We start from the raw sequence: 26263 nt of genomic DNA on the forward strand, positions 1-26263 counted from the left end.
TTTTTCTAAAAACATTCTCGTATAAAATCGTCAACTTCTCTCATTCTAAAAAGAAAGAGGAGGTGTCATATACAATGGGAAAAAACAATCGTGAAGCGAAAGAAAAAAAAGGACAACCTGAACCATTAAGCGGATCTCATAAAGTAAAAAACCGTAACCATTCACGCCAAAAACATCATGCGCATCATGATATGTAAAACAAAAAGTGCACACTAGCTATCTTTTCCACATACAATGTTTATATTTTTCCATTTATTCTTCACCCCTAATTCATTCATGCATAACATGATATGAATTGATATTTTACGGAGGGTGTCTTACATGGGCAAGAAAAAGAAGAATTGTCTTTTTCATGTTGATGGTTTCGAAGAATGGATGGATCAATTTTGTTCCGATTCTTATAGTAACTTTAGCTTTCCAAATCAAATTCACATCGATCTTTGCGAAACCGAAGAAGAATATATTTTGGAAACAGATGTACAAAATGTCACGGAACAAAATGTACTCATTAAAAAGTTAGAGACAGGCCTAGCTATATGCATACTTCATAAAAACATTTCCTTACAACGAACAATCCCTTTACCTACTACTATCATTTATAAAAAGATGCTAGCCTGCTTAGAAAACGGATTTTTAGCCATTCATATTTCCAAAAATGAAGTTGCTGATAAGCATGAAAAAAAAGTTCTTTTTTCAAATTAAGAGTTAATATAATTCAAACTAAGCCCCAGTTGGTTACTGGGGCTTATGTTATTTCGCATGCATTTCTATATTAGAATTTCTATCATATCTTTTTTTCGATAAACCTTTTGTAACTAAAAGCACAGGAAATGCCACAGTTGAAAATATAGCTAGTGCTGAAAATACCGCAAACCCATTTTGGTACCCGTAGTAATCGAGAAGTACTCCTCCGAACCACGGACCTATTACTACTCCAATTCCCGAAAAGCCCATCGCACCGAAGTATGTTCCTTTTAGATGCGCAACAGCAATATCATCAATAAATACATCCGTCATCGAAAACATTAAGACTTCTCCAATTGTAAAAATAATTGTACAAACGGCAGCACCTAGCATAGATTCTACTATTCCAAAGCCAAATAATCCCCCGCTCACAAATAAAGTCCCAACCATAATTGATGTTAACGGTGTATACTTTTTGCACATTTGAATAACAGGGTATTGGATAATCACTACAACAATTGCATTTAAAGCGAGCATATATGAGAATAGCTTCACCCCATCCTCAAATATATGTGCATTTGCAAAATATTGAGATACTGTCGTCGTTAAATGGGAAAAACCGCAATTACTCAAAATAATACCGACTAAAGCAACTAAAAATACTATATCTTTTCGCAATATACGTATTGCATTTAGCATTGTAACAGTTTTTTCTGTACTCACTTTCTTTTTTTCCATTGGATACTTCTTAAATTGGAACGCTAATATAGCTGTATATAGAATATATACCCCAGCTGCTACTAAAAAAGGAATTGTTGATTTTGCACTTCCAATCTGTAATCCAACAATTGGTCCAATTGCAACTCCAACATTTATTGCACCGTATCGTAAGTTATAGACGAGTAACCGATACTCAGGCTTTGTTAAATCTGATAATAATGCTCTTGATGTTGGCTCAAAAAACGACCTACATAATCCATTTAAAGCGTTTAATAAAAAGAAACTTAAAACATGATCCGCAAGTGAAAAACCTATAAACACAAAAATCCAAACGATCATGGACCAGAGCATAATCGTTTTCCGGCCAAATCGATCTGATAAATTCCCTCCGATAAAACTAGCAAAAACACCAACAAGTGCACTCGTTCCGATAATAGCACCAGTCATTCCAGCTGATACACCTTTAACAGTCGTTAAATAAATCGCTAAAAAAGGGATACTCATTGAAGTTGCAAACCTAGCAAACAATGTCCCTAAAATAATACTCATTCCAAGCGGATGAATATGCTGTAACTTCCCCTTCATCGTTAAACCTACTCTCTCTATTTTCACAAAAAAAAGAAAGCAAAGGATCTGCTTTCTTTTCCTTTTTCTATACTTGAGCTGTTGATACCCGAGTTGTTCTCGTTATGTCCATATCAATTCCATATGTGAACTGTAATTCTTTACACACATCTTTAATTAAGATTGCGACATTATACTTTTCATTAAATTGTAAAACTATGTTTTCTACTTCTTCATATGTATACTTATATTCCCCTGTAATGACACTTTTTAGATCAAAGCATTCGTTAATACAAAGTTGTACAAGTAGCTGGTCATATTTCTCTATTACATCTTCTTTCTTCCAAAGTAACTCTTTTACATATAATCGATCAAACTTCACACTTTCTCGATTACAATCCGTTAAAATCCGGGTCATTTCGTTTAATTCTCGATATAATTCGGAAATATTTCTACTTAAACTAAGCAGTTTATCTACGCCGTTTTCATATAACATATTTATTCCACCCCCGCATTTTCTTTCCCTTATTATAGCAAGAAAATTCTAAAAATAGTTTCTTTCTTCTGAAATATTAGGAAACTAATTTCAATTGCATTACAATGAAACTAGTTAATGCGAGAGGAGAAAGAAAATTGGAGCACAAATTATATTACACTGACGCTTATAAGCAAGACTTTACTACTAAAATTATAAAGCAAGATTATGATAAAGACGGTAACTTATACGTTGTTTTGAATGAAACAGCATTTTATCCGACAGGTGGCGGACAACCATATGATACTGGTACATTAAATGATATCAATGTAATCAATGTAGAAGAGATAAACGGAGAAATTCGTCACTACATTGCAGAACAATTACATACAGAAGACGTAGAAGGTAAAATCAATTGGGAGCGCCGTTTTGATCATATGCAACAACATGCAGCTCAGCACATTTTATCTGCTGCTTTTTGGGACCATTTTAACATGCCTACAATTGGATTCCATCTTGGTAAAGAAACAGTAACAATTGATTTAGAAACAGAAAATCTTCATGCAGAAACGGTTGAAAAAGCAATACAAATTGCAAACAAAATTGTTTTTGAAAACCATCCAATCCGCATCCAGTGGATGAACTTAGAAGAAGCGAAAACGTTGCCCCTTCGTAAAGAACCGACTATGACAGAAAATATACGGGTTGTTATTATCGAAAACTTTGACTACAACGGCTGTGGTGGAACGCATCCGAAACGAACTGGTGAAGTTGGTCCTATTCAAGTACTAGGATGGGAGCGCAATAAAGGTGGTATACGCTTAACGTTTATCGCTGGTTGGCGTACACTTAAATTAATGGGGCAACAGCAACAAATTATGAAAGATGTTTCTAAACAATTAAACAGTAGCGAAACTGATATTCCAGCAAAAGTGGCGCAACTGCTTACTTCTCAAAAAGAAAACGAAAAAGCAATACAAACAATGAATGAAAAATTATTATTTGCAGAGGCAAATGAACTACTTCTACAGCCTATAAAAATTCATGCTGACATACTTATTTCTAAAGTATTTATAAATCGTTCTATGCAAGAAATCGCAAAGCTTTCCGCTATTATTACAGAACAACAAGAGCATGCAATTACGTATTTCGTCATCGAAAATGATGACAAACTACAATGTATTCTCGCTTGCGGAAAATCAGTATCACTCGATATGAATGCTCTTTTAAAAGACGCTCTTCCTACAATCGAAGGAAAAGGTGGCGGAAATAAGAAGAGTGCTCGCGGTGGCGGGAAAGCAATTATGAGCGGAGATGAATTTTTAAATCAGCTTGTTTCTTCTTTACAGTCAGCAGTTTAAAACATGTTATGAAGGATAGCGAACGGCTATCCTTCCCCTATATTTACAGACCTATATTTTGTTTCAAACCTTGATAACTCCCTGCATTTACAAAACCTTCACTTATAAGATTGATAAAAGTTTCCGAAAAACCATAATGACTTAAATCTTTAATCGGCACCATTTGCACATCATGAATTAGATTATGATCAAACTCGTTAGAAGGTAGCATAATTTCACCTTCAATCCTTTTAAGCAAAAACGTTATATGTAATAAAGACGGGCGAGCATCTGGTTTATCACAAACATAGAGTAGCTTCTGAATGTTAACTTCTAACCCTGTCTCTTCTCTCATTTCTCGAATCATTGCTTCCTCTAACGTTTCGCCATTCTCTGCTCTTCCTCCAGGTAAAGACCAATTTCGATTAGCAACTTTTTGCTTTACTAGCAATACCTTTTCATCTTCAATTAAAATTCCTGTAACACGAACTTGCATTACATTTTCCATATGCAATCTCCTCTTCCCATTATATTTACAAATTAACCCTTCCATAAAAAGAACATACGTTTTATAATTGAAGAAAATTATGGAAGAAAGTAGTTGTTACATTCATGCGTCCACCTTTAACAAAGTCTATATCACTTGAAGATTTCCAAAACTATTATTGGTTAAAAGCAGAACTCCAAACATTTTGTCGTGAGAATGGGTTGCCAGCTAGTGGCTCTAAGATCGAAATAACCGAGCGTATCTCACATTATTTAACTACTGGTAAAATATTAAAAAACAGCTCTGTTCAAAAGGTGAGTAAAGCTTCCCTATCCTATAAAGACCTTTCTCTTCAAACGATTATTACTAACAATCACCGCTGTAGCGAAGATGTTCGTGCTTTTTTCAAAGAAAAAATCGGAACAAACTTCCGCTTTACAGTAGCTCTTCAAAAATTTTTCAAAGAGAATGTTGGAAAAACATATGAAGACGCGATAGCTTTTTGGCATGAAGAAAACGAACGAAAAAAAGACCCTACATACAAAACAACTATCGGTACACAATTTGAATACAATCGCTTTACTCGTGACTTTTTCGAAGATCCAAATAATAAAGGGAAAGCAAAAGCTGATGCGATTGCTGCTTGGAACGAAATGAAAGCGAAGCCTGGTAGCAATATTTATGTTCCTCAAAAAGTAGAAAACTAGTTAAGATTGCTAGTCTTCTACTTTCTCAAATAATAGCGCAATCCCTATCCCGCCTCCAATTCCTAATGTAGCAATTCCATATTTCATAGACTCTCTTTGTGCCTGATAAAACAAACGTGTTACAAGCATAGCACCAGATGCACCGTACGGATGACCGAGCGCAATTGCTCCACCATTTACATTTACTTTTTCGTACGGAATTTGTAACTCTTTTGCACAAGCAACAACCTTTGAGGCGAATGCTTCATTTATTTCAAAATAATCGATGTCCTCTACTTTTACATTCATTTCGTTTAATAATTTGTTCACCGCAAATATCGGACCAGTCCCTGGAAGCTTGGGATCCACTCCCACTACAGCACTACGAACGAAACGAAGGACAGGTTTATAACCTAACTTTCGGGCTTGTCCCTCTTCCATTACAAGAACAGCACATGCCCCATCATTTACACCACATGAATTACCTGCCGTCACTGTTCCATTTTGTAAAAATGCGGGCTTTGTTCTTTTAATGATTCGTTCATAATTCATTTCTGGCTTTATAGATTCATCTAATAATCCATTAAAAGAAAATATTTCATCATGTATATATCCTTTTTCTAACGCTTGCAGTGTCCGCTTATAACTAAGACAAGCATACTCGTCTTGCATTTCTCTCGTTATATTATAACGCTCCGCAACATATTCAGCCGCTACTCCCATGTCAGGATCACCAATTGTTTCAGGTGAAAATCGTGCTCTTTTTTGAAAAGGTGACGTACTTGTACTCTCTACTCCCCCGGCGATATAACACTTACCTGCCCCGCCTTGAATGAGATGACACGCAGTTCGAATTGCTTCTAAACCAGCACCACATTGCCGATCAATCGTTACACCAGGAATATGATAGCCAAGTCCCGCCTCTAAAGCAGATAGTCTCGCAACATTCCCTCCTGGCCCAACAACATTACCTAATATGACATCATCTATTTCCCTCTCAATCCCTTTACTTAAAAACGTAAGAAGCGGCGTTGTTAATTGCTGAACTTCATACTCTTTTAACATCCCATTCTTCTTACCAATAGGTGTTCTTTTCGCCTCTACAATGACTGCTCTATTCATATATTTTCTCCCGGTTTTCAATCATACTTTTTGCTTCCATACGAGCGATTTTCCCACTATTTGTATAAGGTATTCCATCTACAAAATGCCATTCTTTCGGTATTTTAAAAGAGGATAATCTCTGTAAGCAAAAACTCTTTAATTGTTGTTTCGTAGCACTTCCTTTTACGATCGCGACGGGCTTTTCACCCCAGTAACTATCTTTCACACCAATTACAACTATTTCATCAACAGCTGGGTGTTCATGTAATACACTTTCTATTTCTTCTGGATAAATATTGACTCCTCCAAATAAAATCATATTCTTCTCTCTACCAACAATATATATAAAGCCTTCTTCATCTTCATAGCCTACATCTCGCACTGTCATCCAACCTTCTGCATTCAACTCCCGTGTTAAAACCCCATCTATTATGTATCCCATAAAAAACTGATCACTTTTCACATAAACAGTTCCTATTTCACCTTTTTGTACTTCTTCGCCTGCTTCATTACATATTCGAACTTGCACATTATGACAAGGTTTTCCCACTGAATTTGGCCTTCTTTCGCTTTCTGCATCGACTAGTGCTGTTACAAAACTTAACTCTGATGCACCATAAAATTCATATCTTTTCGCATAAGGAAATATATTCTTTATTTTTTCTTTCGCTTCAGCTTCCCATTTCGCTCCTGACGAAATAATTTTCACTTTATTTTCTATTAATCTACTTTCTTTATATAAAGATTCAAGCATTGTCGGAACTGTATACATAACTGATATATTTTCAGTTTCTAACTTATCTAATACTTGATTTGGAAAGAACTTTCTCATAATGTGCACTGTTTGTCCTACATATAATGCACTTATTGCCCCGTATAAGAAAAGAGAATGAACGAGCGTCCCAGCTATTAAAATCGAATCCTCCCTTTTCATATGAAAGTCATGTACATTACAATCAAAACTATGAACCCACGATTGTTGTGCACGTAAAAATGCTTTTGCTGTTCCTGTTGATCCTGATGTAAATCCCATATAAAAAGGAGCATGTTGTACACTTTCTACAGTGGAATATGTAGGAAGATATTTCTCTATCATTCTTTTCCACTCATCAATTTCAATTACTCTTCCTTCTTCATCCAATAGATCATTCACCTTATATCGTTCTGTCACAATCATATCCGGATTACTAATTTCAATTCTTTCTCTGAGCTCATCTTGTTTCCACTTTATATCTAACGGAACACACACCCACCCGGCCATAGCGGCACCAGAAAATAGTTGTAAAAACTCTATACGATTTTCTAATAGGATTGCTATCGTTTTATTCTTCGATTTTTTTTCATTTAACCAGCTTGCTACTTTACAAACTGATTCAAACCACTCTTTATATGTTAAAACTCTATCATTTTCCTTTATCGCTATTTTATTTGGTTGTAAAGAGGCATGCTTTTTATATTCTTTTGTAATCCCCATATGAGACGTCCTTTCTTTACAATAATAATAAAAAGAAACACGCAATTAACGTGTTTCTTCCCTTTATCATCCCGCATTTGTATATTTTCCATTCTTTAAAGCGGGCGTAATAATATGTTTCAATGAACGATGTAATTTTGTTACGAGAACTGCCGCAATAATTGCTTTTATACAATCCCCTGGTAAAAACACAGCACTCACTTTCATTGTCTCCCATACAGAAACATCCATTAAGAACGCTTGTACAGTAATACCAAATACATAAACTACGAAAATACCACCAATTATATTAATACATAATACTTTTATAATAGAAACTTCACGTAAACGCTCAATTAAATAACCAATAACAAACGCCCCAATGATGTAACCAAGTAAATATCCTGCACTTGGTCCAACAAATACACCAAGGCCACCGCGTCCACCAGCAAGCAATGGTGCTCCAACTCCTACAATAAGTAAGAAAATAAGCTGACTTAACGCACCTAGACGTGATCCTAACAACCCACCCGCAAGCATAACACCGAGTGATTGCAATGTAATTGGAACTGGTGTAATAGAAAGAGCAATCGGAGGTATTAACCCTAACACTCCCATAATAGAACTAAATAAAGCGACAAAAACTAAGTTTTTTGTATTCATATTTGCTTCTCCTATTTGTAAACTTAAAATTTATTTTAGGTAACATATCACAAAAATTATATTATCTTTCCACTCCTCTTTTGTCAACCATTAATGTATTAAAGTTTACAAATAGAAGTTCACTTATTTCTCTCTATGCAAATGCTCCAGTTCTTTCCGAAGCGCCTGTTTTAAAAACTTCCCAACAGATGTTTTCGGTATTTCTTCCATAAAGACAATATCGTCTGGCAACCACCACTTCGCAAACTGTGGTTTTAAAAACTCATATATTTCTTCTTTTGTAACCGTACTATTTTTCTTTTGAACAACGCAGGCAATTGGTCGCTCTTGCCACTGAGGGTGAGGAACTGCAACGACAGCCGCTTCAAATATAGCATCATGTGCCATTAAAGCATTTTCAAGATCGACCGAAGAAATCCATTCTCCCCCGCTTTTAATAACATCCTTCGTACGGTCAACAATTTTCACGCAACCTTCCTCATCCACTGTGACAACATCACCAGTATATAACCATCCATCGCGAAAACCTTCGACAGTACGATCATCGTTATAATAGCTTTCAGCGATCCAAGGTGCTCGTAAACATAGTTCTCCCATCTCCGTACCGTCCCACTTCACTTCACCATTTGTACCGACTACTTTCATCTCTACACCAGGGACAAGATACCCTTGCTTTGATCTAATTTCTAATTGCTCTTCATACGATAATTCTGTTTCATAACTTTTTAAACGTGCAAGTGTTACGAGTGGGCTTGTTTCGGTCATACCATATGCATGGATGAAAGGAACATTGTGTTTCTGTTCAAATGCTTTAATAACACTTTTCGGTGCGGCTGCACCACCACATAGTATTCTCGTCATACTAGATAAATCATAACTATTATTTTCTAACTCTTGTAATACACCGAGCCAAATTGTCGGCACACCGGCAGCTAACGTCACTTTTTCAGATTGGATCATTTCTAATAAAATTTTCGGCGTAAACATCGGTCCTGGAAGAACTTGTTTTGATCCAAACCAAGTAGCAGCGAAAGGAAGTCCCCAAGCATTCACATGGAACATCGGTACAATTGCCATCGCCGCGTCACTTTCCGATAAAGCAGCTGTATCCGCTAAACCGAGTGCCATGCAATGCAGTACAGTACTACGATGCGTATATACAACACCTTTCGGATTTCCTGTAGTCGCTGACGTATAACACATACCAGCAGGTGTATTTTCATCAATATCTTTTACAAATTGGAAAGTTGGATCGCCTTCTTCTAATAGCTTTTCATAATGATATACAGGCTTCAGCGTAGTATTTGGGAGTTCATCTTTATCAGTCATAATAATGTAAGCTTGTACAGTTGATAATTGTGATTGAATATTTTCAACAAGCGGTATGAGATCTTCATCTATAAGTAGAATTCGGTCTTCTGCGTGCTGAATAATGTATGAAATATGTTGAGGAGATAAACGAATGTTAATTGTGTGCAAAACAGAAGCAATACCTGGAATAGCAAAATACGCTTCCACATGCCGATGATGGTTCCACGCTAATGTTCCTACACGTTCACCTTCTTTAATTCCAAGCTTTTTCAACGCACTGGAAAGTCTTCTCGTCCTTTCCCCTAACTGCTTATACGTTAACGTTGTAACTGTATCATGCGTCCGTGAAACAATTTCTTTCTTCGAAAACAGTTTCTCTGCTCTTTCCATCATAGAACTAATTGTTAGCGGTACATTCATCATCATATTGGTTATGTCCCCCTTTAAAACGTTTTCATTTTCCGTTTATTATAACAGACTTCTACAAATGATTACGATATTTTTCTGTATTTTCTGAATTATTTCTTTGGAAATAAATCTAGAGTAGAAATTCCAGGGTGTTTACATAAAGAAGTATATTGCGCTATATACCACTTATAAGTTCGGGATTTACGGATTTGAAATTTCCAATGGTTTGTTACCTTATTTATAGGATCTAGGTGGGATAGCAAAATGGGCAATAGGGGTATTTGTCAAAACTTATTTTGCGGTCCATCTTCAAATTCCACCTCCAATTTATAAAGGTAAGGGGATAATTATGAAAAAACAAGCAATCACTGTCATTGCAACCGTGTTAACGTATTTTTTATTTTCAAATGTAGGACATGCTCAAGAAAAACCTAAGCAATATTACACCGTTTTATTAAAAGACCCATCAAAATTAGACCAAGGCATTACCGAAATAAAAAAGAAGGATGGAGAAATTACTTACACTGTCCCGGAGATAGGACTCATTCAATTCAAAGGAGATACACAAGTGTCTACAAATAAATCTCCTTTATTCGAATCAGTTAATCCTTCTTTGCAAGTCGAAACACCAGAGATTTCTCATTCCATAAAGATACCTAATTTATCTAATTTTTCAACAAAAACCTTAGATACAAACCTACCTCCCTTATGGGATATGCAGTGGGACATGAAGGAACTTACTCATAATGGAGAAAGTTATAAAAAGGAAACTGGCTCTCATAATGTGGTTGTTGGAATTATTGATTCGGGAGTCGATGTGGATCATCCTGACTTAGTAAAAAACCTTATTCCCGGATCTAAAAATTTCGTTCCAAAAGGAGGATTGAGAGGTACTGAACCTGAAGAAACAGGCGATATTAATAATATCAATGATATCAACGGCCATGGAACTCTCGTTACTGGATCTATTGCTGCAAATGGGGAAATAAAAGGTGTTGCTCCTAATACGGGAATCAGAGCATATCGTGTATTTGGAAATAAATCAGCTGATGCAGCTTGGGTCATTAATGCCATCATCGAAGCAGCTAAGGATGATGTAGATGTCATCAACCTTAGTCTTGGTTCCTATTATGTAAATGGAAAAGTCTATGAAAATGGAAAACTTGTAGACAATGGATGGGCAGAAGTAGAAGGTTACAAACGTGCTATAGAATATGCCAATCAACGTGGTAGTATAGTAGTAGCTTCTGCAGGAAATGATTCTATAAACGTGGCTAATAAACAGGAGCTAAATAACTTTCTTAAACAAAAATATGAAAAAGAGGGTAAAACATATACTGGTGTAGGAATAGAAGCACCTGGGGAATTACCAGGTGTAGTAACAGTATCGTCTACTGGTCCAACTGGACAACGTTCTGTATTCTCTAATTACGGAGAAGGATTCATTGACATATCTGCTCCAGGAGGAGATTATCGTTTGTGGCAACAATATGGCGAAGAGGTATGGTGGAATACTGGTCTTTTCCGACAAGAAGAAGTACTGACAACTTTTAATACTGGAAGATACTTATTTGCCGCTGGAACATCGATGGCAGTTCCGAAAGTATCCGCTACACTAGCTCTAATTATCAATCACTATAATTATAAAAATCAACCAAATCGATCAATTTCACACCTTTACAAAAATGGAATAAAGAAAGATATAGCACCTGATAAAGCTTCTTGGGGGTACGGACAGCTGGATGTATATAATGCTATTAAATAACGGAGAAGGAACTATGACAATTCATAGTTCCTTTTTTTATTACTAAACAGAGCGTGTATCGTGAATGAAATCCGAGCTCCTTGAATCTCATTATTTTCAGCATGAATTTCTCCACCATGTTTTTCAACCAATTTTTCTACAATATACAAACCTAGTCCATGATGTAGTTGATTTGACCTTGAAAGATCCCCTTGGTAGAATTTACTAAATAAAAATGGAATATCTTTAGTATTAAATCCAACTCCAGAATCCGAGATAGAAAAAGACATAACGTCTTTTTTCACCTCCACTTGCACATTAATCCTTCCTTTTTTTGGCGTAAAGCGAATACTATTAGAAATAATATTCGTCAGAATTTGATGCAAGCGATTTGGATCAAGTGCAAACTTAAGATTTTTTTCTTCTGGTTTAATAAGTAAAGTATAGGTTAATTGGATATCTTCATTTTTTGCCAATTCCTTAAACTCTTCAAGCATTTCTGGAATCATTTCAGCTGGAGCTATATTACAAATCATAAGAGTGAAATCAGGGTTATCCACTTCAGAAATTCTTCTCATCTCTTCGGTTAAATGCAATACTCTTTCGGTATTATTCTTTATTGTTTGTAAGTAGTGATGAAGTCGTTTTTGATTATTTGGCATGGGCTCCATTAATACTTCTACATGAGACAAAATAATAGTTAGCGGTGTTCGCAAATCATGTGCAATGGAAGCAACCATATCCCGACGTTCCTGTTCTAATTTCCATTGAACATATAATGAATTTTTTAATTCTTCCTTCATACTGTTAAATGAATCAATTAATATACCTATTTCATTTTCACTTTCATATTTTATTTCAAAGTCTAAATCTTTGTTTTTAATTTTTTGTGAGGCCATTATTACTTCTTTAATAGGTTTATTCAATTGTTTTCCTAAACGTTTAGCTAATAGATAAGAATAAAGCGTTAAAAATATAAAAGGAATAAGAAAAGCAATAATAAAAACATATTCTATGTAATAATCAATAGATGCAGCTAGTATGTATCGTACAGCAAGCACACCAACTAGTTGATCATTACTCATAATTGGAATGTATTTTGTAATTAGTTTACCATTTTGAGTAGAGGTATTTATTTTATGATACACTTCTTTATCGTTTTTCAATAATTCATCACTCAATGTACCATATAACCTATTTCCATTCGTATTCATAACTTGATAAGTAATTCCTTGCATTGGAATCACTTTCTCTATTTTTTTTTGATAGGATAAATCTACTATTTTATCTCCATTCATTTCTACAAATTTTTCAATGCTAGGCACTTGTTTTTCATAATGGTTGGCAGGTAAAACAGATTTTTCATTATAAATAAAAAGAAAAGAGTATATTAAAATTAACGTACAAACCGTACTGACAATACTTAAAAATATTACAGCTGCAAATGTTAGAATAAATTGGTTTTTCAACGATAATTTTTTTAACATTAACATTTCTCCAACTTATAGCCAACTCCCCATACGGTTTTAATATGGTAAGTTGACATACCCAAACTTAATTTAGCTCTTAAGTTATTAATATGCACTATTATTGTATTGAGATCTCCTACTGCATCCAATCCCCAAATTTTCTCATAAATTTGTTCCTTAGAAAAAATTTGTCCTAAATTTACCGTTAAAAGCTCTAATATTTTAAACTCTTTACTCGTTACATCTATTTTTACTCCATCAATAAAAACATCATGCTGTAAATAGTTAATGGTCAAGTTTCCTAAGAAACGTTGATTTTGCAAGTTTACACGTTCTCTTTTCTCACGCCTCAAGTGGGCCTCCACACGTGCGATGAGCTCCTTAACTTGGAATGGTTTTGTAATATAATCATCTCCACCTAAAGTAAAGCCTTTCACTTTATCTATTTCTGAATGTTTAGCACTCAAAAATAGAATCGGGCATTTTATTTGTTCACGAACGACCTTACAAAATTCAAAACCGTCCATTTTTGGCATCATAATATCTAAAATGACTAAATCAACTTGTGTTTTCAAATGATTTAGAGCTTGTTCTCCATTGTAGGCCTTGAGAACTTTATAACCCCGATCACAGAATATATCAGAGAGTACATCTACAATTTCTGACTCATCATCTACAACAAGAATCGTTCCATTCAAAAAAACACTCCTCTCTAGTTTATTTTAAAACTCTTATTATTTTGTGAAATATATTTTCTTACTAATTAATATTCTTTTCATGAACAACCTTCTTATAATAAACGTGGTTTGAAATGAAGCAAAATACCAATTGGAATACCAAGAAAATAAAAAATATTAATATTATTGAGTAAATTTTAAATCCTCCCAATATATTTTGCAAGGCATAGATTGCTATGAATAGATTTATTCCCCCGAGAATAATTGGTACAAAGAAAATTATTGCAATTTGAACTCTTAATGTTTTTTTTATTTCATTGAAATTCAAACCAATTTTTCTTAAAGCGTGAAATATTTTTCTATCATTAGATATATCTTCGTATAACTTAAACCAAAGAAGACTGGATAAAGCAATTAGCAAGATAAAACCAATAAATAATGCTATTATCCATAAAACTGAAGTTAATTGAACTGTATTTTCATAATGAAGAAGACGAACGCTGGACTGTTCCTTTATCTCTAAAGGGAGTGCCTCAAATAAAGTTTTTAGTGCACTATAACTCTTATTATCTTCCTTGAAATCTAATGTATAAAATGAAACATGTTGAGTAGGTAATATTCCCTTCTCTAATTCATTAAGTATATCTGCTGGTACAAAAACTACATTATCTATCCCAGATACCGGGTTTATCGCATGTCCTTCAACTACATTTTTTACTATCAATTTTGTATTCCCTTTATTTGTTTGGATATTCAACTTATCGATATTAGCATTTTTTTTACTAAATAACAGGTTATCTTTTTTTGTTTTTGTCCAGTTCTTTATAAAGAATGAATTTGTTTGTAGTATAAGAGTTTGTCCTTCTTCCTTTGATGATTTCAGTAATACACCTTCCCATTTTTTCTTATGAAATCCCTCAACCTCTCCTTTGAAATTTTTTTCTAAATCAGATTCTAATGTATTCTCTTGTTTTTTATCAACAATAAATACAGCTGGCTGTGGGTGGCTACTTCGCATTCTTTGATCATTCAACTCCGAATATAAATATATAGAGCTGATTAATATCATTATCATTGATAAGAATATTGAAACAAGAAAGATGATTTTAGCATTATAATAAAGTTTTTTCCTTAGACTTATAAATATTAGCATTCGAATGCCATTTAAATGTTTTTTTTCTTTATTAATTAAATACGATACAGTTCCTACTAATCCGTGTGAACAAAAAAGGTACGTCCCTAACAATAAAAGAGCAGATAAAGGCAAAAAAGAAAATAATAGTACAGGTAAAGTTGCATAAAGGATAAAAACATACGAAATAACCAAAATTAACAGGGAAATTATGAATTTCTTCTTAGAAAACCTAGGTAAATCTTTTGTTTTTTTTGTCTCTTGAAATAACTCCAAAACAGAAATGCGTCCAATTTTATAATAACTACGTAATGAAACAAAAAAGAATAGAACTCCAAACAAAATAACTGTAAAAAAAGTAGCAATTGGAGAGAAGAAATAGGAAAATGACTCACTTAAGAAGAGCGATTTCCCGATGAATTCAAAAAAGCTTTTTGATAGTGCTATACCAAGTATAATTCCAATTACGATAGAAATTGCTCCAATTATCGTATTCTCTAAAACAATGATAATAAATAATTGTTTTTTAGAAGCTCCGAACGTTTTCCAAATACCAATTTCCTTTTTCCGTTCAGTAAGAAAATGGTCATAAGAATAGGAAATGAAAAAACATGAAAATAGCAGGATAATGAATTCACATGCAATTAACAGTTGCTCTATTCCAGAAACTTTTGGATATGAAAGAAATGCTGCATACATATAAAAAATTGTAACTGATAGAATACTACTTACAAGATACACTATATACAGTGAAAAATTGCGAGTTATATTTTTAAGTGCGAGTGAAAATATTGACATCATTCTCCCCCACTTCTTTAGAGATATACAGTAGTATACGTTGATTGAAACTGAATTGCTTTTCTTCATAGGAACGTTGCATCTCATGAACAATCTTGCCATCTTTCAAAAATATGACCCTGTTGCAAAAACTAGCAGCTACAGAGTCGTGAGTTACCATTAAAATAGTTGTTTTATGTGTTTCATTCAATGTTTTTAGTATATTCAATACATCATAAGCAGATTTTGAATCTAGATTTCCCGTCGGTTCATCAGCAAATAACAGATAAGGATCATTAATTAATGAACGGATAATAGCTGCTCTTTGTTGTTGTCCCCCAGAGATTTCATAGGGATACTTTGGCAAAAGTGATTCAATATTTAGTTCATTCCCTAATGTATTGAGTTTATCCCTGACACCTTTTTTACTCCCCATTCTTAAAGCTGCGGGTAGAAGAATATTTTCTTCAATTGTTAAGTGATCTAACAAATTATAATTTTGAAAAATAAAACCAATATTTTCACGACGATAATTGCTTAATTGATCACCATCCATATTAGTTAAATTTTGTCCTTTAATTGTAATATCTCCATTTGAAGGAAAATCAAGAGAGGAAAGTACATTTAAAAGTGTAGACTTTCCACTCCCTGAAGGTCCCATAATTCCTACAAAATCTCCTTCATGAACAGTTAAGTTGACATTATTTAAAACTGGATATTCTCGGAATTTAGTTTTGTAAACTTTTTCGATTCCTTTAGCTTCTAACATAATCATGGTATACCTCCATTCTATCCTGTGCATTAACATGTAAATTCTTTTTTATTCCAAATGCTTATACAAACGCTAACACTAATAATCATGATACCTAGAATCAGAACGTATAAAGTGTTACTTCCTGTGCTGAGCGCATGGAAGATACTCTGGACAGATAATAAAAAGAACGATAATTGACTAATGTACAAGCACCCGATGTAGATTCCGATCAGAAGGAAAAAGCTAATAACTGCATTTGAAATTATGACACTTATTAAACTAGCAAGAGCTAAGCCACACATTTGAATAATAAAAAACAATCCATATACTTGTACTGTATATAATATCGCTTCTATCGCGGTCTTTTGTTGGCCGTAGAACATAAAAGCATCATCGGCTTTAAAAAACACCAACCCAAGTACTATGCCAACAAAAAGAACAACAAATAAGTAGAGTAACACCATTATAGAAAGAGAAAACCATTTTGACATAAGAAAGGTTATACGTTGAAAAGGCCTAATTAAAAATAGACGATATGCTCCTGAGTTGTATTCTACATTTAAGCTATTCAAGAAACATACAGGCATGAAAATCAAAGTAATTAAGAAAGAAGATTCCTTTAATAAAAACCATGAAAAATTCCAAGAATTTAGTGGAACTTGTTGCCCATCATTATAAATCCCCACTCCATAGTACTTTAAAAACCAAGCCTGAAGAAAAACAATGACAGTAAAAATCCCCAACATCCATTTGCTTTTTTTCTGATTCCATAGTCGTTCCCATTCACTTATAACTAATGCTTTCAATTAAACTCCCTCCTAGTTTTCAAATAAAATAATCTCTTTTCACAAATGACAGGTATGCGAACATTCCAAATAGGAAAATATAAATCGCTTCCACTATAACAATATAAATGTTTATACTATTACTTGTTGAAAGTATAAATGCTATACCTGTATGCTGAATTTTAACGATTGACATGTACATAAGGTGTAGTACAGTATTAGCGCTAATTATCGTTTGGTTAGAGAATTCTAAAATCTGTGGAATTGCAATAGCAAAGAAAATAAAGGCTACTCCTGATCCAAGAGTAATCATCGTACTTCTACTTAACGCCCCTATTAATGTAAATACAGAAACAATACAAACCATAGTAATGAAACATGCGAAGAAATACTTTAAGTTATATAATATCGCCCCTGCAATAGACACCTTGGTTTCATCTATAAATGTTATTAATGTATCTACCTTTGGAAAGAATAAATAACCCGCTATAGAATTAAAAATCCAAAACAAAGTTAAATATAGAAACATGGTAGTTAATATAGTAGCAAGTTTAGCTACAAACAATTGTGAGGTAGAGAATGGACGAATTAAAATCATTCTTAATTGTCCATTTTCTACTTCATACGCTATAACAGTGGAAATCAGTATTATAGCGATAATATTAAACGAAACCACAAGATGCTCAGAAATACTTATTATAGGAAAATTTAAAGCAGTAACGTAATCTGGTCTTCCAGGAGAAGTATGTTGATTCCAGTTTAAGTAATATTTCACTGACGCAACTACCATTAAAGGTAAGAAAAGCAAGATTAACCAAGTTATTTTTTGCGTCCAAAGCCTTTCGAATTCAGAAATAAAAAGTCCCCTCATGATGTCATCATCTCCACAAACACATCTTCCAACCTTTTTGTTGGATCTGTAATTAATTCATCTTTCCTTCCTTGCGTAATAAGTTTTCCATTTCTAATTATGACAAGACGGTCACACATTTGCTGAATTTCATCTAGTAAATGGCTTGAAATAAAAAAGGTTAAATTTTTCTTTTCACGAAGTTCAAGAATTAATTCCCTTAACTCTCTCATGCCCATAGGATCCAGGCCATTTGCTGGCTCATCTAACAAAATAACATCAGGATCACCTAGAAGAGCTTGTGCAATGCCAAGTCGCTGTCTCATTCCTAATGAATAATTTTTAATTTTCACATCCGCATCCTCAGTTAACCTTACAATAGATAGTATTGCTTCTACTTGTTCCAATTGTTCTTTTCGCGAAAGAGCAGGGTATAATCTCGCTAAATTTTGTAGCATTTTTCTACCCGTCATATATGGGAAGAATATTGGTGATTCAATAATTGCCCCCATATTCATCAAAGCCTGTTGTCTATTTTGATTTACATCTTGACCACTTATTTTTATGGCCCCTTTTGTCGGGCGAATTAATCCTGTAAACATACGCATAACAGTTGTTTTTCCTGCCCCATTCGGCCCCAGAAAACCACAAATATCTCCTTTATATATTTTAGTTGAAAAATCATTTACTATTGTCTTACCACCTACTGTTTTTGTTAAGTGATTTGCTTCTAAAACTATTTCATTATTCATATAAAATCCCTCCTTATGGACTAATATAGAAGACAAATATAAAAAAAAAATAAAGAAAAGAAAGAAAAAAATAAAAAACTCACATTTTTGTGAGTTTTAGTGCATTTCAACTGTTTCATGTACAGTTACTGACTTTCTTTTCTCAAATTCCTTAAAGAGTATATGCAATACTTCTTGATTATTAGGTAAAACATAGTTCGGTTTCAAAGACATAGTCGCAATTTCAAAAGCCGTTGTTTTCAAAGGCGGAATCACTATATGATCATATTCTCCTAAAAGACTAACATTATTCTGAACTACTTTTTTCTCCCACATTAATTTGTTCATATTAGGAAAAAAGAGAACTGGTTTATCATGAGCAAGAATGACTGTACTTAATAAATCATCAGCTAAACCATGAGCTACTTTTGAAATAGTATTTCCTGTAGCCGGTAGTACCATTAGTAAGTCTGCCCATCTAGCCAATTCCACATGACCTGGTTTACCACTTAGAGTAAGTTCCTCATCAACAAATACCTCATTACAATATAATTTCACAGTTTCTGCAGGGATAAGCTTTATTGCACTTTTTGTCATGATAACCTTTACTTCACTAAAATTCGCTTTCAATATAGCTAAATATTGAAAAATCCCAGCTACTGCAATAGATCCGCTTACTCCTACTAATATTTTCTTAGAACTGAGCAATTGCTTCATTTGGTCCATACTGTAACATCCTCTCAATTTTTTATTAGGAAATTAAAAATACTCCGTCCCACCATGGCTCCTCTACTGCGCTTAGACTTAATAAAGTTAAAAGTACACCACTTACACCTTCCAATAGTCCAACCTTGTTTAACTCATTGGATGTTTGCTCATTGGATTGTAAGTCTTTAAAACCAAATGGTGCTTGAGGATCATATGCATCCATTACATAATCTATTAATTTTATAATGGACTGCATCGATATCTCCCCATTTTCATCCTTTGCCATCCTAATAGACATTTGTAATAATCCCGCTCTTCCATGACAAAATGTTGGAGATGCTAAATCCCATTCCTCCTCACTTTGCAAAAGTGTATCTTGATAAGAACTTAAAGCTATTTTCATGGATTTCTGATCCTTCAAAGATCTCCCAGCCAAATAGAGAGCTCTTGCTACTCCTGGATTTCCATAGCACCAACCTTTTCGCTTTGGATACACATGGTATGCTTGGTCATTGACCACTTCTTTAAAACTAAGCCTGGCAGGCCACGAACCTTCATCTTGCCATCTTATTAACCAATCTATCATTTTACGAATCGCTTGCTTTTGCCCAGGGACTTCAATTCCTTGTTCAATAGCCAACGCCATCAAGGAAAGCGGGCCAGGCATTCCATGAGCATGGCCACAATTGAAATTCCCATCCGGAAATAGTATCTTATCAGTTTCCAAAAACTGATTGGCGTACGGTACGTACCAACCAGGTACAACTTCACCATTCACTTCAATGTCATTAGACATATTAATAAAACAATTGAGAATTTTTTTGAGTGCTTCTGAATTTGATTCAAGTTGAATATTTTGCAACAAATAACGACCTACTCCAGTAGCGCCCTGAATTGTATCGTACATAAATGGATGAACACCACACTCTTCTTTCTGATAGTTCAATACAAGATGTAACTGCGATAATACAAATTCATTTAACTTTTTCAAAAATATATGATATCTTTCATAGTTACGCGAAGCATATGAAGTCGCATACGCAATACCAGAAACACCGCCAAACATAGAAATACTATTCACACCTTGTTTTTCTATTGCCTTTTGTATTTCTATCAAGTGACTATGTGCAATAAGATCCCATCCCTCTTCTGGAAACTGTCGATCTAATTCTGCAAATAACATAATAGTTCCTGGATAACCATGGGATAAAGTAATGGGGTCCCATGGATGAAGTGTTCCTCCGTTTGGTATATTATCAGGCTCCATAACAATTTTTTCTACATACATCGGATCCTTTAATCGCTCTGCTATATCACGAACTAACTTTAATGCTTTATTTCTTTTTTCAATACTAATTCCCTGTAACCAAAATGATTTTTTTTCTGTAGTTAATCGCATAGTTTTCTCCTCTCTAATTACACCTTCACTTGAATTTTAGAATGATTTATAAAATTTTTAGCTTGCAACTCAAATAGTCTTGCGTATATTCCTTTTACTTTTAGTAATTCATTATGAGTACCTAGTTCCGCGACTCTACCTTTATCAAGGACCATAATCTTTGTAGCATGCCTTACAGTTGAATACCGATGAGATATAAAAAGCCCCATACAATTCTTTGTAATTTCTTTAAAATCTCTAAAAACCTCTTCTTCTGCTTCTGGATCTAATGCGGCAGTAGGTTCATCTAGAATATATAGGCCCGCATCCCTCATGTATGCTCGTGAAATGGCGATTCTTTGCCATTGTCCTCCAGATAACTGTATTCCGTTCGCAAAAGTTTTACCAAGTTGTGTATCCATTTTGTTAGGCAAATTATTAATCATCTTTAATGCTCCAGATTTTTTAGCAGCCGCTTGTATAGCCATCACTTGATCGGCTTTTTTATAATCACCATAGCCAATATTATCTTTAACATCTAGTTCATATCTAACAAAGTCTTGGAAAATGGCACTAACCTTATCCTGCCATTCATTTGTACTGTATTGATGAATGGATTTTCCATCTAATAGAATAATCCCTTCAAAGTCCGTATAAAGTTTTGTAATTAACTTTACAATTGTAGATTTACCCGAACCATTAGATCCGACAAGAGCCAATGTTTCACCTGGTTTTATGTGAAAATTCACTTTTTTTAATATATATTCTTTTTGACCGGGATACTTAAAAGAGACATTTATAAATCGAATACCTTTTTCTTCAAAAGAGATACTTTCTATATAAGTATTGTCTCTATTATTTGAAACATCCCTTTCTTCAGGGATGTCCAAAAATGAGAATAGTTGAGTCATATAAAGATTGTTTTGATGCATATTAAAAATCATATACATTAATTCATTAGATGTTTTTTGTGTAGTATTTACAGCTTGAAAATAAGCGATAAGACTTCCAATAGCAATAATCCCTGTTACAGCATCCATAACCACCATAAACTGCACAAACATTACAAAAGCAACACTAATTAATTGGAAAAACAGGTCAATCCTCATCTTTTTTAAAAGCAAATGTCTATCTTGCTGATAAAATAGATTGAAGATATTCGAATAATTTTTGAGAAGCAAATTGCCTAATCCAAATAATTTCACTTCTTTTACTGTGATGTCTGTTGTTAGCAAATAGTAGTAGTAAAATTGTTTTCGTGTTTCTTCAGCACGCTTATGACTAATTAAAAAAATTTCTTTTCCAATTTTCATGATGGACCAAGAAGAGATTAGTGGTAACAAAATTAAAATTAGGGTAAACTGCCAATTCCAAATCATTAAGATACCGGAAATAGAAATCACAGTTATTCCACTTTTTATAATCCCCATAAGTTCTTCAAAAATGGCAAATGGTTTATATGTGGAATCTTGGCGCGCTCTTTGAAGTTTATTGTAAATTTCTGGGTTCTCAAAACTGGAATAAGGTAATCTTTTTGCTTTTTCTATTAATTTTACATTGATTTTATTAGAAAGAAGATTTCGGTAAAGCTGTTTATATGTTTCCAAAACGGATCCTGTAACACCCGTTAAAATTGTAACTAGTGCAAAAGCTATAAAAAACGGTAAAACATGGGTAAAATAAGCATCCTGATACCCATTCTGGTAGATGTTCTGTACTGTATTAACGAGGTATTGGATTGTCAAAATCAATGCTGCAGGTAATAATCCATTTAAAAAATTTAAGGTAAGCACACAGAAGAAATACCCTCTGTGCGTTTCCCATAAAAGTTTAAATAAACCAGGCCAATAATGAAAAGACTTTAGAATATTTATAAATGATAGTTTCTCATCTTCAGGTACGTGATTGAGTATCTGTTTCATTCTGATTCCTCCAATATCGCTGGCTTGATAAGATATGCCGCGTAAAGGCAAGTGCTTTTTTCTCTAGTTCTCGATTAGCTCCCAATAGTCGATTACAATGCATATGAATAATTGCTCCCATAATTGTTTGTTGTTTATTCCAGAGCATGTCTTCATTTTTATATTGTTGAATGCTGGAAACATATTCTTTTAAGGATTCTCTCCGAACTAATAAACTTTTATAAATTTCTTGTCCAATTGCTGAATTGTAATTACGTAAATTACTCCAATCACCTTCAGAATTTCCAATGTTACTTAATAATTTTCTCATTGGTCTAAATTTATCAATGAATTCATATTTATCCGTATTGCTTTCTATGGTTTCCAATTGTTGTTCATAAGTTAATCCAAAATTATCCATGATCTCAATTATGTTTAAGGATGCTAATACATGTACTGGCAGTTCCGCTTGTTGTCCTATCACATTAAGAAGCATTGTTACTGACCTACTATCGTAATGGAAGAAATTCTCGGCCAATTCTATCAGATACGGACCACCATATCGTTCTACTTCTCGTTCATACGTATCAACCGTCATTTTGTGGATAAATCCAGAGTCCATTAAATTATTTGCCCAATCCCTTAAATAGGTAAGAACAGATGCATTCAACTTCTCGGGATCTCCATAAAAACGCAAACGAATATGAGCATCCGGATCACGATATCGCATAAAGAACCATGATTGAGCCATACCACTTTGCACAATATAATTAGAAAATGATGTCATATATTTTGAAATAAATTCATTCTCTCTTGCTTGTGGAACATAAAGCTTAACATATAGCCATTCACTTCCAGGCAAACGGTAAATCATTTTCTCACTAACCATTTCTTTTTTCCCGTCTTCAACAGCTCCTATACTTTTTCTTTTAGCGACATCGTTCATTTTTTTCAATGGAAAAACAACTTCCATTGCATGACTACCAAGCGGACTGCTTAGACAATTTTTATTGATGTCCTGTAATGACTCTCTCAACTGTAATCTACCCTGCTTAAAAAGTTCATTCTTTAATTCTCGAAGGTGAAGAATATTTTCAAGATCAATTAAAATCCTGTTGTCGCTATACGTCATATATACATGGCGTGGAACCGTCCATTTCTCTCTCCATTTTTCAAATAGGATTAAAAATTCATCATCACTTTTAGGTTTATTTTTCATGCCAATAGTCTCTCTATTTAACTTCCAAATTGCAGGAGAAAGAATGATATTTTTGTAACGAATCCTTGGATAATAAGGTGAAGATGTCATATTACCCCAATTAAATATTCTCCAGTGGTCTAAATCATTTAGAGAAACTTCTCTCATGAAGCGATAAATATTAGGGCCACTTTGGTAATTTAATACATTACCAGCTACTACTTTAATTCTTTTCCCTAATTTTTTAGATTTCAGATAAAAGTTTTCTAATGATGCTCCAACAACAATGTCATCAATTGGAATTTGCAAAGTATCGTCATCTCCATTTGTTCCAAGAGTTACCGTTACTTCTCTTGTAGTTTTTCCAATTGCCACATTCGCTGAACGGCCAGTTGCCGGAAGAAAACTTCCCTCTACCATAACAATATCGTTATTAAATTGATGGTCAATCTCCACTTCTTGTTGCTGAATTTTACGTCTAACATTTGGATCTAAGATATCTAGAAATCGACCAAATGTGCTTCCTGCTGCATGAGACCCTGGATTTGGGCTTAGGCATAGCGTGTACTTTCCATTGTCTAATTCCTCTTGCGAAGTAGCATACAATTCTCCATATACTTCAAATGAATCCGGAGCGTATCGAGTATCTTTTTCTATTCCAATTCTGCTAATTATTTCATCTGTAATTTCAATTTCTTTTTGCTGATTATGAATAGCTTCAATAAGCATATATGATAATTGAACATTACGTTCTTCATCTAAAGGCAGCGTAAAATTTTCTCCATCCCTATTCCCTTTTGGGTTTTTATATGTCGCGGGTGCTCCAAGCCCTAATTCCTCACTTAAAAGTTCTACCAATGGAACTTCCCTGGTAGTTCCATATTTCTCCAAAAAATCAATATGATATTTTTGGAGATGAGGGAATCCAACTCCACTATCAGCTATACTCCATAACACCTGAGCTGCTTTACTAACATCATTTGCTACGTTTTTTCCAATGGCTAAATCTTGCGTATTTAGAGCGAAATCGACTTGAAGGGGTGTTGTAACTTCATAAATCCTCTTCATTAATAGGATAAGATTGTTGTAAACAGAAAGCCCCTTCCCAAGCGGTAATTGATCATAAACAAGTATTAAATCTTTTACCTTCAGTAAATCTTCCCATATTTGATTTTCACCAACTCTTATTTTTAACTTGTCAATCACATAATCAAATGGAGAGTCATATGTAAGTGGCGGTCTTAGTTCAGTTATAAGGTATTCTTGTTCTACCAACTGGAGAATAAAGTTTTCCATTACCTTTACTTCTGTGCCTGGATAGTCATTTTGCAACTTTTGGAGAAGCTCTTTCACTTTAATATGTGTTTCAGCTAAATCTAGAACTTTCCTAACAACTTCACTATACAAAATTGAAATATTATCCTTTTTCTCCATATCCTTCTTGCGAAGTTGTCCACATTCAGTTGAAAAAGGTAAATATAGGCGGTTTCCGACACGATAAGCAGCATGATTTTTACTAACCATTAAAGATTGGAGAATACTAGGATTTTTTTCAAGTGATGAAACCACTCCCAATAACCATTCCATATCAGGACGAGTTCTTTTCTTAAATTGTTCAAAATGGCTCATTTCAAGTAAAGATTTTTCCTTAAACTCTCCGGATGCTACCCCAGAAAAAGCTCCAAAAGGTGTTGGGCGTGTTGTCATTCTTAACATATATCTTAATACAGAAGATATTACTTGTTGTGTTTTCCTACTACTTAAATCACCATGTATATGTTTAAGAGATTCAAGCAATGAAGGACTTGCAATGGCAATAGCTTCCTTAATGTAATCCATTTCTGCATATTCTCTTAATTTTTTAATCAATACTTCTTGATTCTTAATTTGATATAACGCGTTAAATGGTAAAAACGGGGATCTAATCATAAAAAATGGTAGAGGTTCAAATATATTATTACATGCGGTTTTATTTGATGTATGGATAGGCTTCCTTTTTTCTGAAATCATTTTGAATCTTCCTTTCTGTTCTAATCAAGTATTGTAATAGGAGAAAAGAGGGACACATCTGTGTTCCCTCTTTTTGGGCATTCAATTAGCAACAGAAGCTATTGAATGAACCTGTGTTTCCACAACCAGGCGTACAAGCTGAAATACTTGTAATTTGTGGATCTACATCGCCTGTAGCTGTTGTTACTTGTACATCTAAATCAAAAAGGTTTTTTTCATTAATCATTTTCTTTTCCCCCTAAAGTTTTTTTAAG

General features: G+C 34.0%; 24 protein-coding genes. 5 read left to right on the forward strand and 19 right to left on the reverse strand.

From position 1 onward, the window contains the following. Nucleotides 1-74 precede the first annotated feature (74 nt). Nucleotides 75-197, forward strand: a complete 123-nt coding sequence (locus ACS2FK_RS27630) for a small acid-soluble spore protein P (RefSeq protein WP_000517649.1) — start codon at nucleotides 75-77, stop codon at nucleotides 195-197. Nucleotides 198-321: 124 nt separating this feature from the next. Continuing rightward, nucleotides 322-702 carry an Hsp20/alpha crystallin family protein gene (locus ACS2FK_RS27635; RefSeq protein WP_000516758.1) on the forward strand — a complete coding sequence of 127 codons (381 nt, stop codon included), beginning with the start codon at nucleotides 322-324 and terminating at the stop codon, nucleotides 700-702. A gap of 48 nt (nucleotides 703-750) precedes the next feature. On the opposite strand, the gene ACS2FK_RS27640 is transcribed toward ACS2FK_RS27635, so the two are convergent. Together ACS2FK_RS27640 and ACS2FK_RS27645 are read right to left on the reverse strand one after the other, a co-directional pair. Beyond that, entirely contained in the window at nucleotides 751-1989 is a 1239-nt protein-coding gene (locus ACS2FK_RS27640; protein WP_063548335.1) for an MDR family MFS transporter, read from the reverse strand. A 67-nt stretch (nucleotides 1990-2056) separates the two neighbouring features. Further along, the gene (locus ACS2FK_RS27645; protein WP_000965149.1) at nucleotides 2057-2464 is read right to left on the reverse strand and encodes a hypothetical protein; all 408 of its coding nucleotides are present in this window, start codon (nucleotides 2462-2464) and stop codon (nucleotides 2057-2059) included. Nucleotides 2465-2601: 137 nt separating this feature from the next. On the opposite strand from ACS2FK_RS27645, the gene ACS2FK_RS27650 reads away from it, so the two are divergent. Then, complete coding sequence (locus ACS2FK_RS27650; protein WP_154816436.1) at nucleotides 2602-3804, forward strand: alanyl-tRNA editing protein; 1203 nt, start codon at nucleotides 2602-2604, stop codon at nucleotides 3802-3804. Between the two features lie 43 nt (nucleotides 3805-3847). Here ACS2FK_RS27650 and ACS2FK_RS27655 read toward each other — a convergent pair whose 3' ends face one another. Beyond that, nucleotides 3848-4291, reverse strand: a complete 444-nt coding sequence (locus ACS2FK_RS27655; protein WP_048655771.1) for an NUDIX hydrolase — start codon at nucleotides 4289-4291, stop codon at nucleotides 3848-3850. 104 nt (nucleotides 4292-4395) lie between these two features. Here ACS2FK_RS27655 and ACS2FK_RS27660 point away from each other — a divergent pair, with 104 nt between their 5' ends. Then, nucleotides 4396-4977, forward strand: coding sequence for a DUF6434 domain-containing protein (locus tag ACS2FK_RS27660; protein ID WP_063548339.1), 582 nt, complete (start codon nucleotides 4396-4398; stop codon nucleotides 4975-4977). A 9-nt stretch (nucleotides 4978-4986) separates the two neighbouring features. Here ACS2FK_RS27660 and ACS2FK_RS27665 read toward each other — a convergent pair whose 3' ends face one another. The 4 genes from ACS2FK_RS27665 to ACS2FK_RS27680 all read right to left on the reverse strand — a co-directional run bounded on the left by ACS2FK_RS27665 (nucleotide 4987) and on the right by ACS2FK_RS27680 (nucleotide 9913). Continuing rightward, nucleotides 4987-6078, reverse strand: a complete 1092-nt coding sequence (locus ACS2FK_RS27665; RefSeq protein WP_001078003.1) for an acetyl-CoA C-acyltransferase — start codon at nucleotides 6076-6078, stop codon at nucleotides 4987-4989. Beyond that, nucleotides 6071-7534: an acyl-CoA synthetase gene (locus ACS2FK_RS27670; protein ID WP_063548341.1), complete on the reverse strand. Its 1464-nt coding sequence runs from the start codon at nucleotides 7532-7534 to the stop codon at nucleotides 6071-6073. The genes ACS2FK_RS27665 and ACS2FK_RS27670 overlap by 8 nt, the downstream gene beginning before the upstream one ends. 66 nt (nucleotides 7535-7600) lie before the next feature. Next, the gene (locus ACS2FK_RS27675) at nucleotides 7601-8176 is read right to left on the reverse strand and encodes a biotin transporter BioY (protein WP_001093334.1); all 576 of its coding nucleotides are present in this window, start codon (nucleotides 8174-8176) and stop codon (nucleotides 7601-7603) included. Between the two features lie 123 nt (nucleotides 8177-8299). After that, the gene (locus ACS2FK_RS27680; protein WP_063548343.1) at nucleotides 8300-9913 is read right to left on the reverse strand and encodes a long-chain fatty acid--CoA ligase; all 1614 of its coding nucleotides are present in this window, start codon (nucleotides 9911-9913) and stop codon (nucleotides 8300-8302) included. Nucleotides 9914-10244: 331 nt separating this feature from the next. On the opposite strand from ACS2FK_RS27680, the gene ACS2FK_RS27685 reads away from it, so the two are divergent. Next, nucleotides 10245-11660, forward strand: a complete 1416-nt coding sequence (locus tag ACS2FK_RS27685) for a S8 family peptidase (RefSeq protein WP_063548345.1) — start codon at nucleotides 10245-10247, stop codon at nucleotides 11658-11660. 11 nt (nucleotides 11661-11671) lie between these two features. On the opposite strand, the gene ACS2FK_RS27690 is transcribed toward ACS2FK_RS27685, so the two are convergent. The 12 genes from ACS2FK_RS27690 to ACS2FK_RS27745 all read right to left on the reverse strand — a co-directional run bounded on the left by ACS2FK_RS27690 (nucleotide 11672) and on the right by ACS2FK_RS27745 (nucleotide 26235). Continuing rightward, entirely contained in the window at nucleotides 11672-13126 is a 1455-nt protein-coding gene (locus tag ACS2FK_RS27690; protein WP_043924693.1) for a sensor histidine kinase, read from the reverse strand. Continuing rightward, nucleotides 13126-13806 (reverse strand): response regulator transcription factor, encoded by a 681-nt coding sequence (locus ACS2FK_RS27695; protein WP_023522741.1) that lies wholly within the window; start codon nucleotides 13804-13806, stop codon nucleotides 13126-13128. The genes ACS2FK_RS27690 and ACS2FK_RS27695 overlap by 1 nt, the downstream gene beginning before the upstream one ends. A 61-nt stretch (nucleotides 13807-13867) precedes the next feature. Next, the gene (locus ACS2FK_RS27700; protein WP_063548347.1) at nucleotides 13868-15715 is read right to left on the reverse strand and encodes an FtsX-like permease family protein; all 1848 of its coding nucleotides are present in this window, start codon (nucleotides 15713-15715) and stop codon (nucleotides 13868-13870) included. Continuing rightward, a complete protein-coding gene (locus ACS2FK_RS27705) occupies nucleotides 15690-16469 on the reverse strand; it encodes an ABC transporter ATP-binding protein (protein WP_023522743.1) in 780 nt (259 codons plus the stop codon). Before ACS2FK_RS27705 ends, ACS2FK_RS27700 begins: the two co-directional genes overlap by 26 nt. A 26-nt stretch (nucleotides 16470-16495) precedes the next feature. Further along, nucleotides 16496-17254, reverse strand: coding sequence for an ABC transporter permease (locus tag ACS2FK_RS27710; protein WP_023522744.1), 759 nt, complete (start codon nucleotides 17252-17254; stop codon nucleotides 16496-16498). Nucleotides 17255-17273: 19 nt separating this feature from the next. Beyond that, entirely contained in the window at nucleotides 17274-18104 is an 831-nt protein-coding gene (locus tag ACS2FK_RS27715; RefSeq protein ID WP_063548349.1) for an ABC transporter permease, read from the reverse strand. Further along, a complete protein-coding gene (locus ACS2FK_RS27720) occupies nucleotides 18101-18835 on the reverse strand; it encodes an ABC transporter ATP-binding protein (RefSeq protein WP_063548351.1) in 735 nt (244 codons plus the stop codon). The genes ACS2FK_RS27715 and ACS2FK_RS27720 overlap by 4 nt, the downstream gene beginning before the upstream one ends. A 96-nt stretch (nucleotides 18836-18931) precedes the next feature. Then, nucleotides 18932-19540, reverse strand: coding sequence for a flavoprotein (locus ACS2FK_RS27725; protein WP_023522747.1), 609 nt, complete (start codon nucleotides 19538-19540; stop codon nucleotides 18932-18934). A gap of 25 nt (nucleotides 19541-19565) precedes the next feature. Further along, complete coding sequence (locus ACS2FK_RS27730; RefSeq protein WP_023522748.1) at nucleotides 19566-20921, reverse strand: lanthionine synthetase C family protein; 1356 nt, start codon at nucleotides 20919-20921, stop codon at nucleotides 19566-19568. 17 nt (nucleotides 20922-20938) lie between these two features. After that, nucleotides 20939-22822, reverse strand: a complete 1884-nt coding sequence (locus ACS2FK_RS27735; RefSeq protein WP_063548353.1) for an ABC transporter ATP-binding protein — start codon at nucleotides 22820-22822, stop codon at nucleotides 20939-20941. Next, nucleotides 22794-26009 carry a lantibiotic dehydratase gene (locus tag ACS2FK_RS27740; RefSeq protein WP_063548355.1) on the reverse strand — a complete coding sequence of 1072 codons (3216 nt, stop codon included), beginning with the start codon at nucleotides 26007-26009 and terminating at the stop codon, nucleotides 22794-22796. Before ACS2FK_RS27740 ends, ACS2FK_RS27735 begins: the two co-directional genes overlap by 29 nt. Nucleotides 26010-26094: 85 nt before the next feature. Next, nucleotides 26095-26235 (reverse strand): gallidermin/nisin family lantibiotic, encoded by a 141-nt coding sequence (locus tag ACS2FK_RS27745; protein WP_023522751.1) that lies wholly within the window; start codon nucleotides 26233-26235, stop codon nucleotides 26095-26097. Nucleotides 26236-26263: the final 28 nt, after the last annotated feature.

The organism is Bacillus cereus group sp. BceL220 (assembly GCF_051776965.1).
GTDB lineage: Bacteria > Bacillota > Bacilli > Bacillales > Bacillaceae_G > Bacillus_A > Bacillus_A cereus.

What these genes read in the sequence shown, in the direction of transcription:
- ACS2FK_RS27630 (WP_000517649.1), top strand. Translation starts at nt 75, where the DNA reads ATGGGAAAAAACAATCGTGAAGCGAAAGAAAAAAAAGGACAACCTGAA.
- ACS2FK_RS27635 (WP_000516758.1), top strand. Translation starts at nt 322, where the DNA reads ATGGGCAAGAAAAAGAAGAATTGTCTTTTTCATGTTGATGGTTTCGAA.
- ACS2FK_RS27640 (WP_063548335.1), bottom strand. Translation starts at nt 1,989, where the DNA reads ATGAAGGGGAAGTTACAGCATATTCATCCGCTTGGAATGAGTATTATT.
- ACS2FK_RS27645 (WP_000965149.1), bottom strand. Translation starts at nt 2,464, where the DNA reads ATGTTATATGAAAACGGCGTAGATAAACTGCTTAGTTTAAGTAGAAAT.
- ACS2FK_RS27655 (WP_048655771.1), bottom strand. Translation starts at nt 4,291, where the DNA reads ATGGAAAATGTAATGCAAGTTCGTGTTACAGGAATTTTAATTGAAGAT.
- ACS2FK_RS27660 (WP_063548339.1), top strand. Translation starts at nt 4,396, where the DNA reads ATGCGTCCACCTTTAACAAAGTCTATATCACTTGAAGATTTCCAAAAC.
- ACS2FK_RS27665 (WP_001078003.1), bottom strand. Translation starts at nt 6,078, where the DNA reads ATGAATAGAGCAGTCATTGTAGAGGCGAAAAGAACACCTATTGGTAAG.
- ACS2FK_RS27670 (WP_063548341.1), bottom strand. Translation starts at nt 7,534, where the DNA reads ATGGGGATTACAAAAGAATATAAAAAGCATGCCTCTTTACAACCAAAT.
- ACS2FK_RS27675 (WP_001093334.1), bottom strand. Translation starts at nt 8,176, where the DNA reads ATGAATACAAAAAACTTAGTTTTTGTCGCTTTATTTAGTTCTATTATG.
- ACS2FK_RS27680 (WP_063548343.1), bottom strand. Translation starts at nt 9,913, where the DNA reads ATGATGATGAATGTACCGCTAACAATTAGTTCTATGATGGAAAGAGCA.
- ACS2FK_RS27685 (WP_063548345.1), top strand. Translation starts at nt 10,245, where the DNA reads ATGAAAAAACAAGCAATCACTGTCATTGCAACCGTGTTAACGTATTTT.
- ACS2FK_RS27690 (WP_043924693.1), bottom strand. Translation starts at nt 13,126, where the DNA reads ATGTTAAAAAAATTATCGTTGAAAAACCAATTTATTCTAACATTTGCA.
- ACS2FK_RS27700 (WP_063548347.1), bottom strand. Translation starts at nt 15,715, where the DNA reads ATGTCAATATTTTCACTCGCACTTAAAAATATAACTCGCAATTTTTCA.
- ACS2FK_RS27705 (WP_023522743.1), bottom strand. Translation starts at nt 16,469, where the DNA reads ATGATTATGTTAGAAGCTAAAGGAATCGAAAAAGTTTACAAAACTAAA.
- ACS2FK_RS27715 (WP_063548349.1), bottom strand. Translation starts at nt 18,104, where the DNA reads ATGAGGGGACTTTTTATTTCTGAATTCGAAAGGCTTTGGACGCAAAAA.
- ACS2FK_RS27720 (WP_063548351.1), bottom strand. Translation starts at nt 18,835, where the DNA reads ATGAATAATGAAATAGTTTTAGAAGCAAATCACTTAACAAAAACAGTA.
- ACS2FK_RS27725 (WP_023522747.1), bottom strand. Translation starts at nt 19,540, where the DNA reads ATGGACCAAATGAAGCAATTGCTCAGTTCTAAGAAAATATTAGTAGGA.
- ACS2FK_RS27730 (WP_023522748.1), bottom strand. Translation starts at nt 20,921, where the DNA reads ATGCGATTAACTACAGAAAAAAAATCATTTTGGTTACAGGGAATTAGT.
- ACS2FK_RS27735 (WP_063548353.1), bottom strand. Translation starts at nt 22,822, where the DNA reads ATGAAACAGATACTCAATCACGTACCTGAAGATGAGAAACTATCATTT.
- ACS2FK_RS27740 (WP_063548355.1), bottom strand. Translation starts at nt 26,009, where the DNA reads ATGATTTCAGAAAAAAGGAAGCCTATCCATACATCAAATAAAACCGCA.
- ACS2FK_RS27745 (WP_023522751.1), bottom strand. Translation starts at nt 26,235, where the DNA reads ATGATTAATGAAAAAAACCTTTTTGATTTAGATGTACAAGTAACAACA.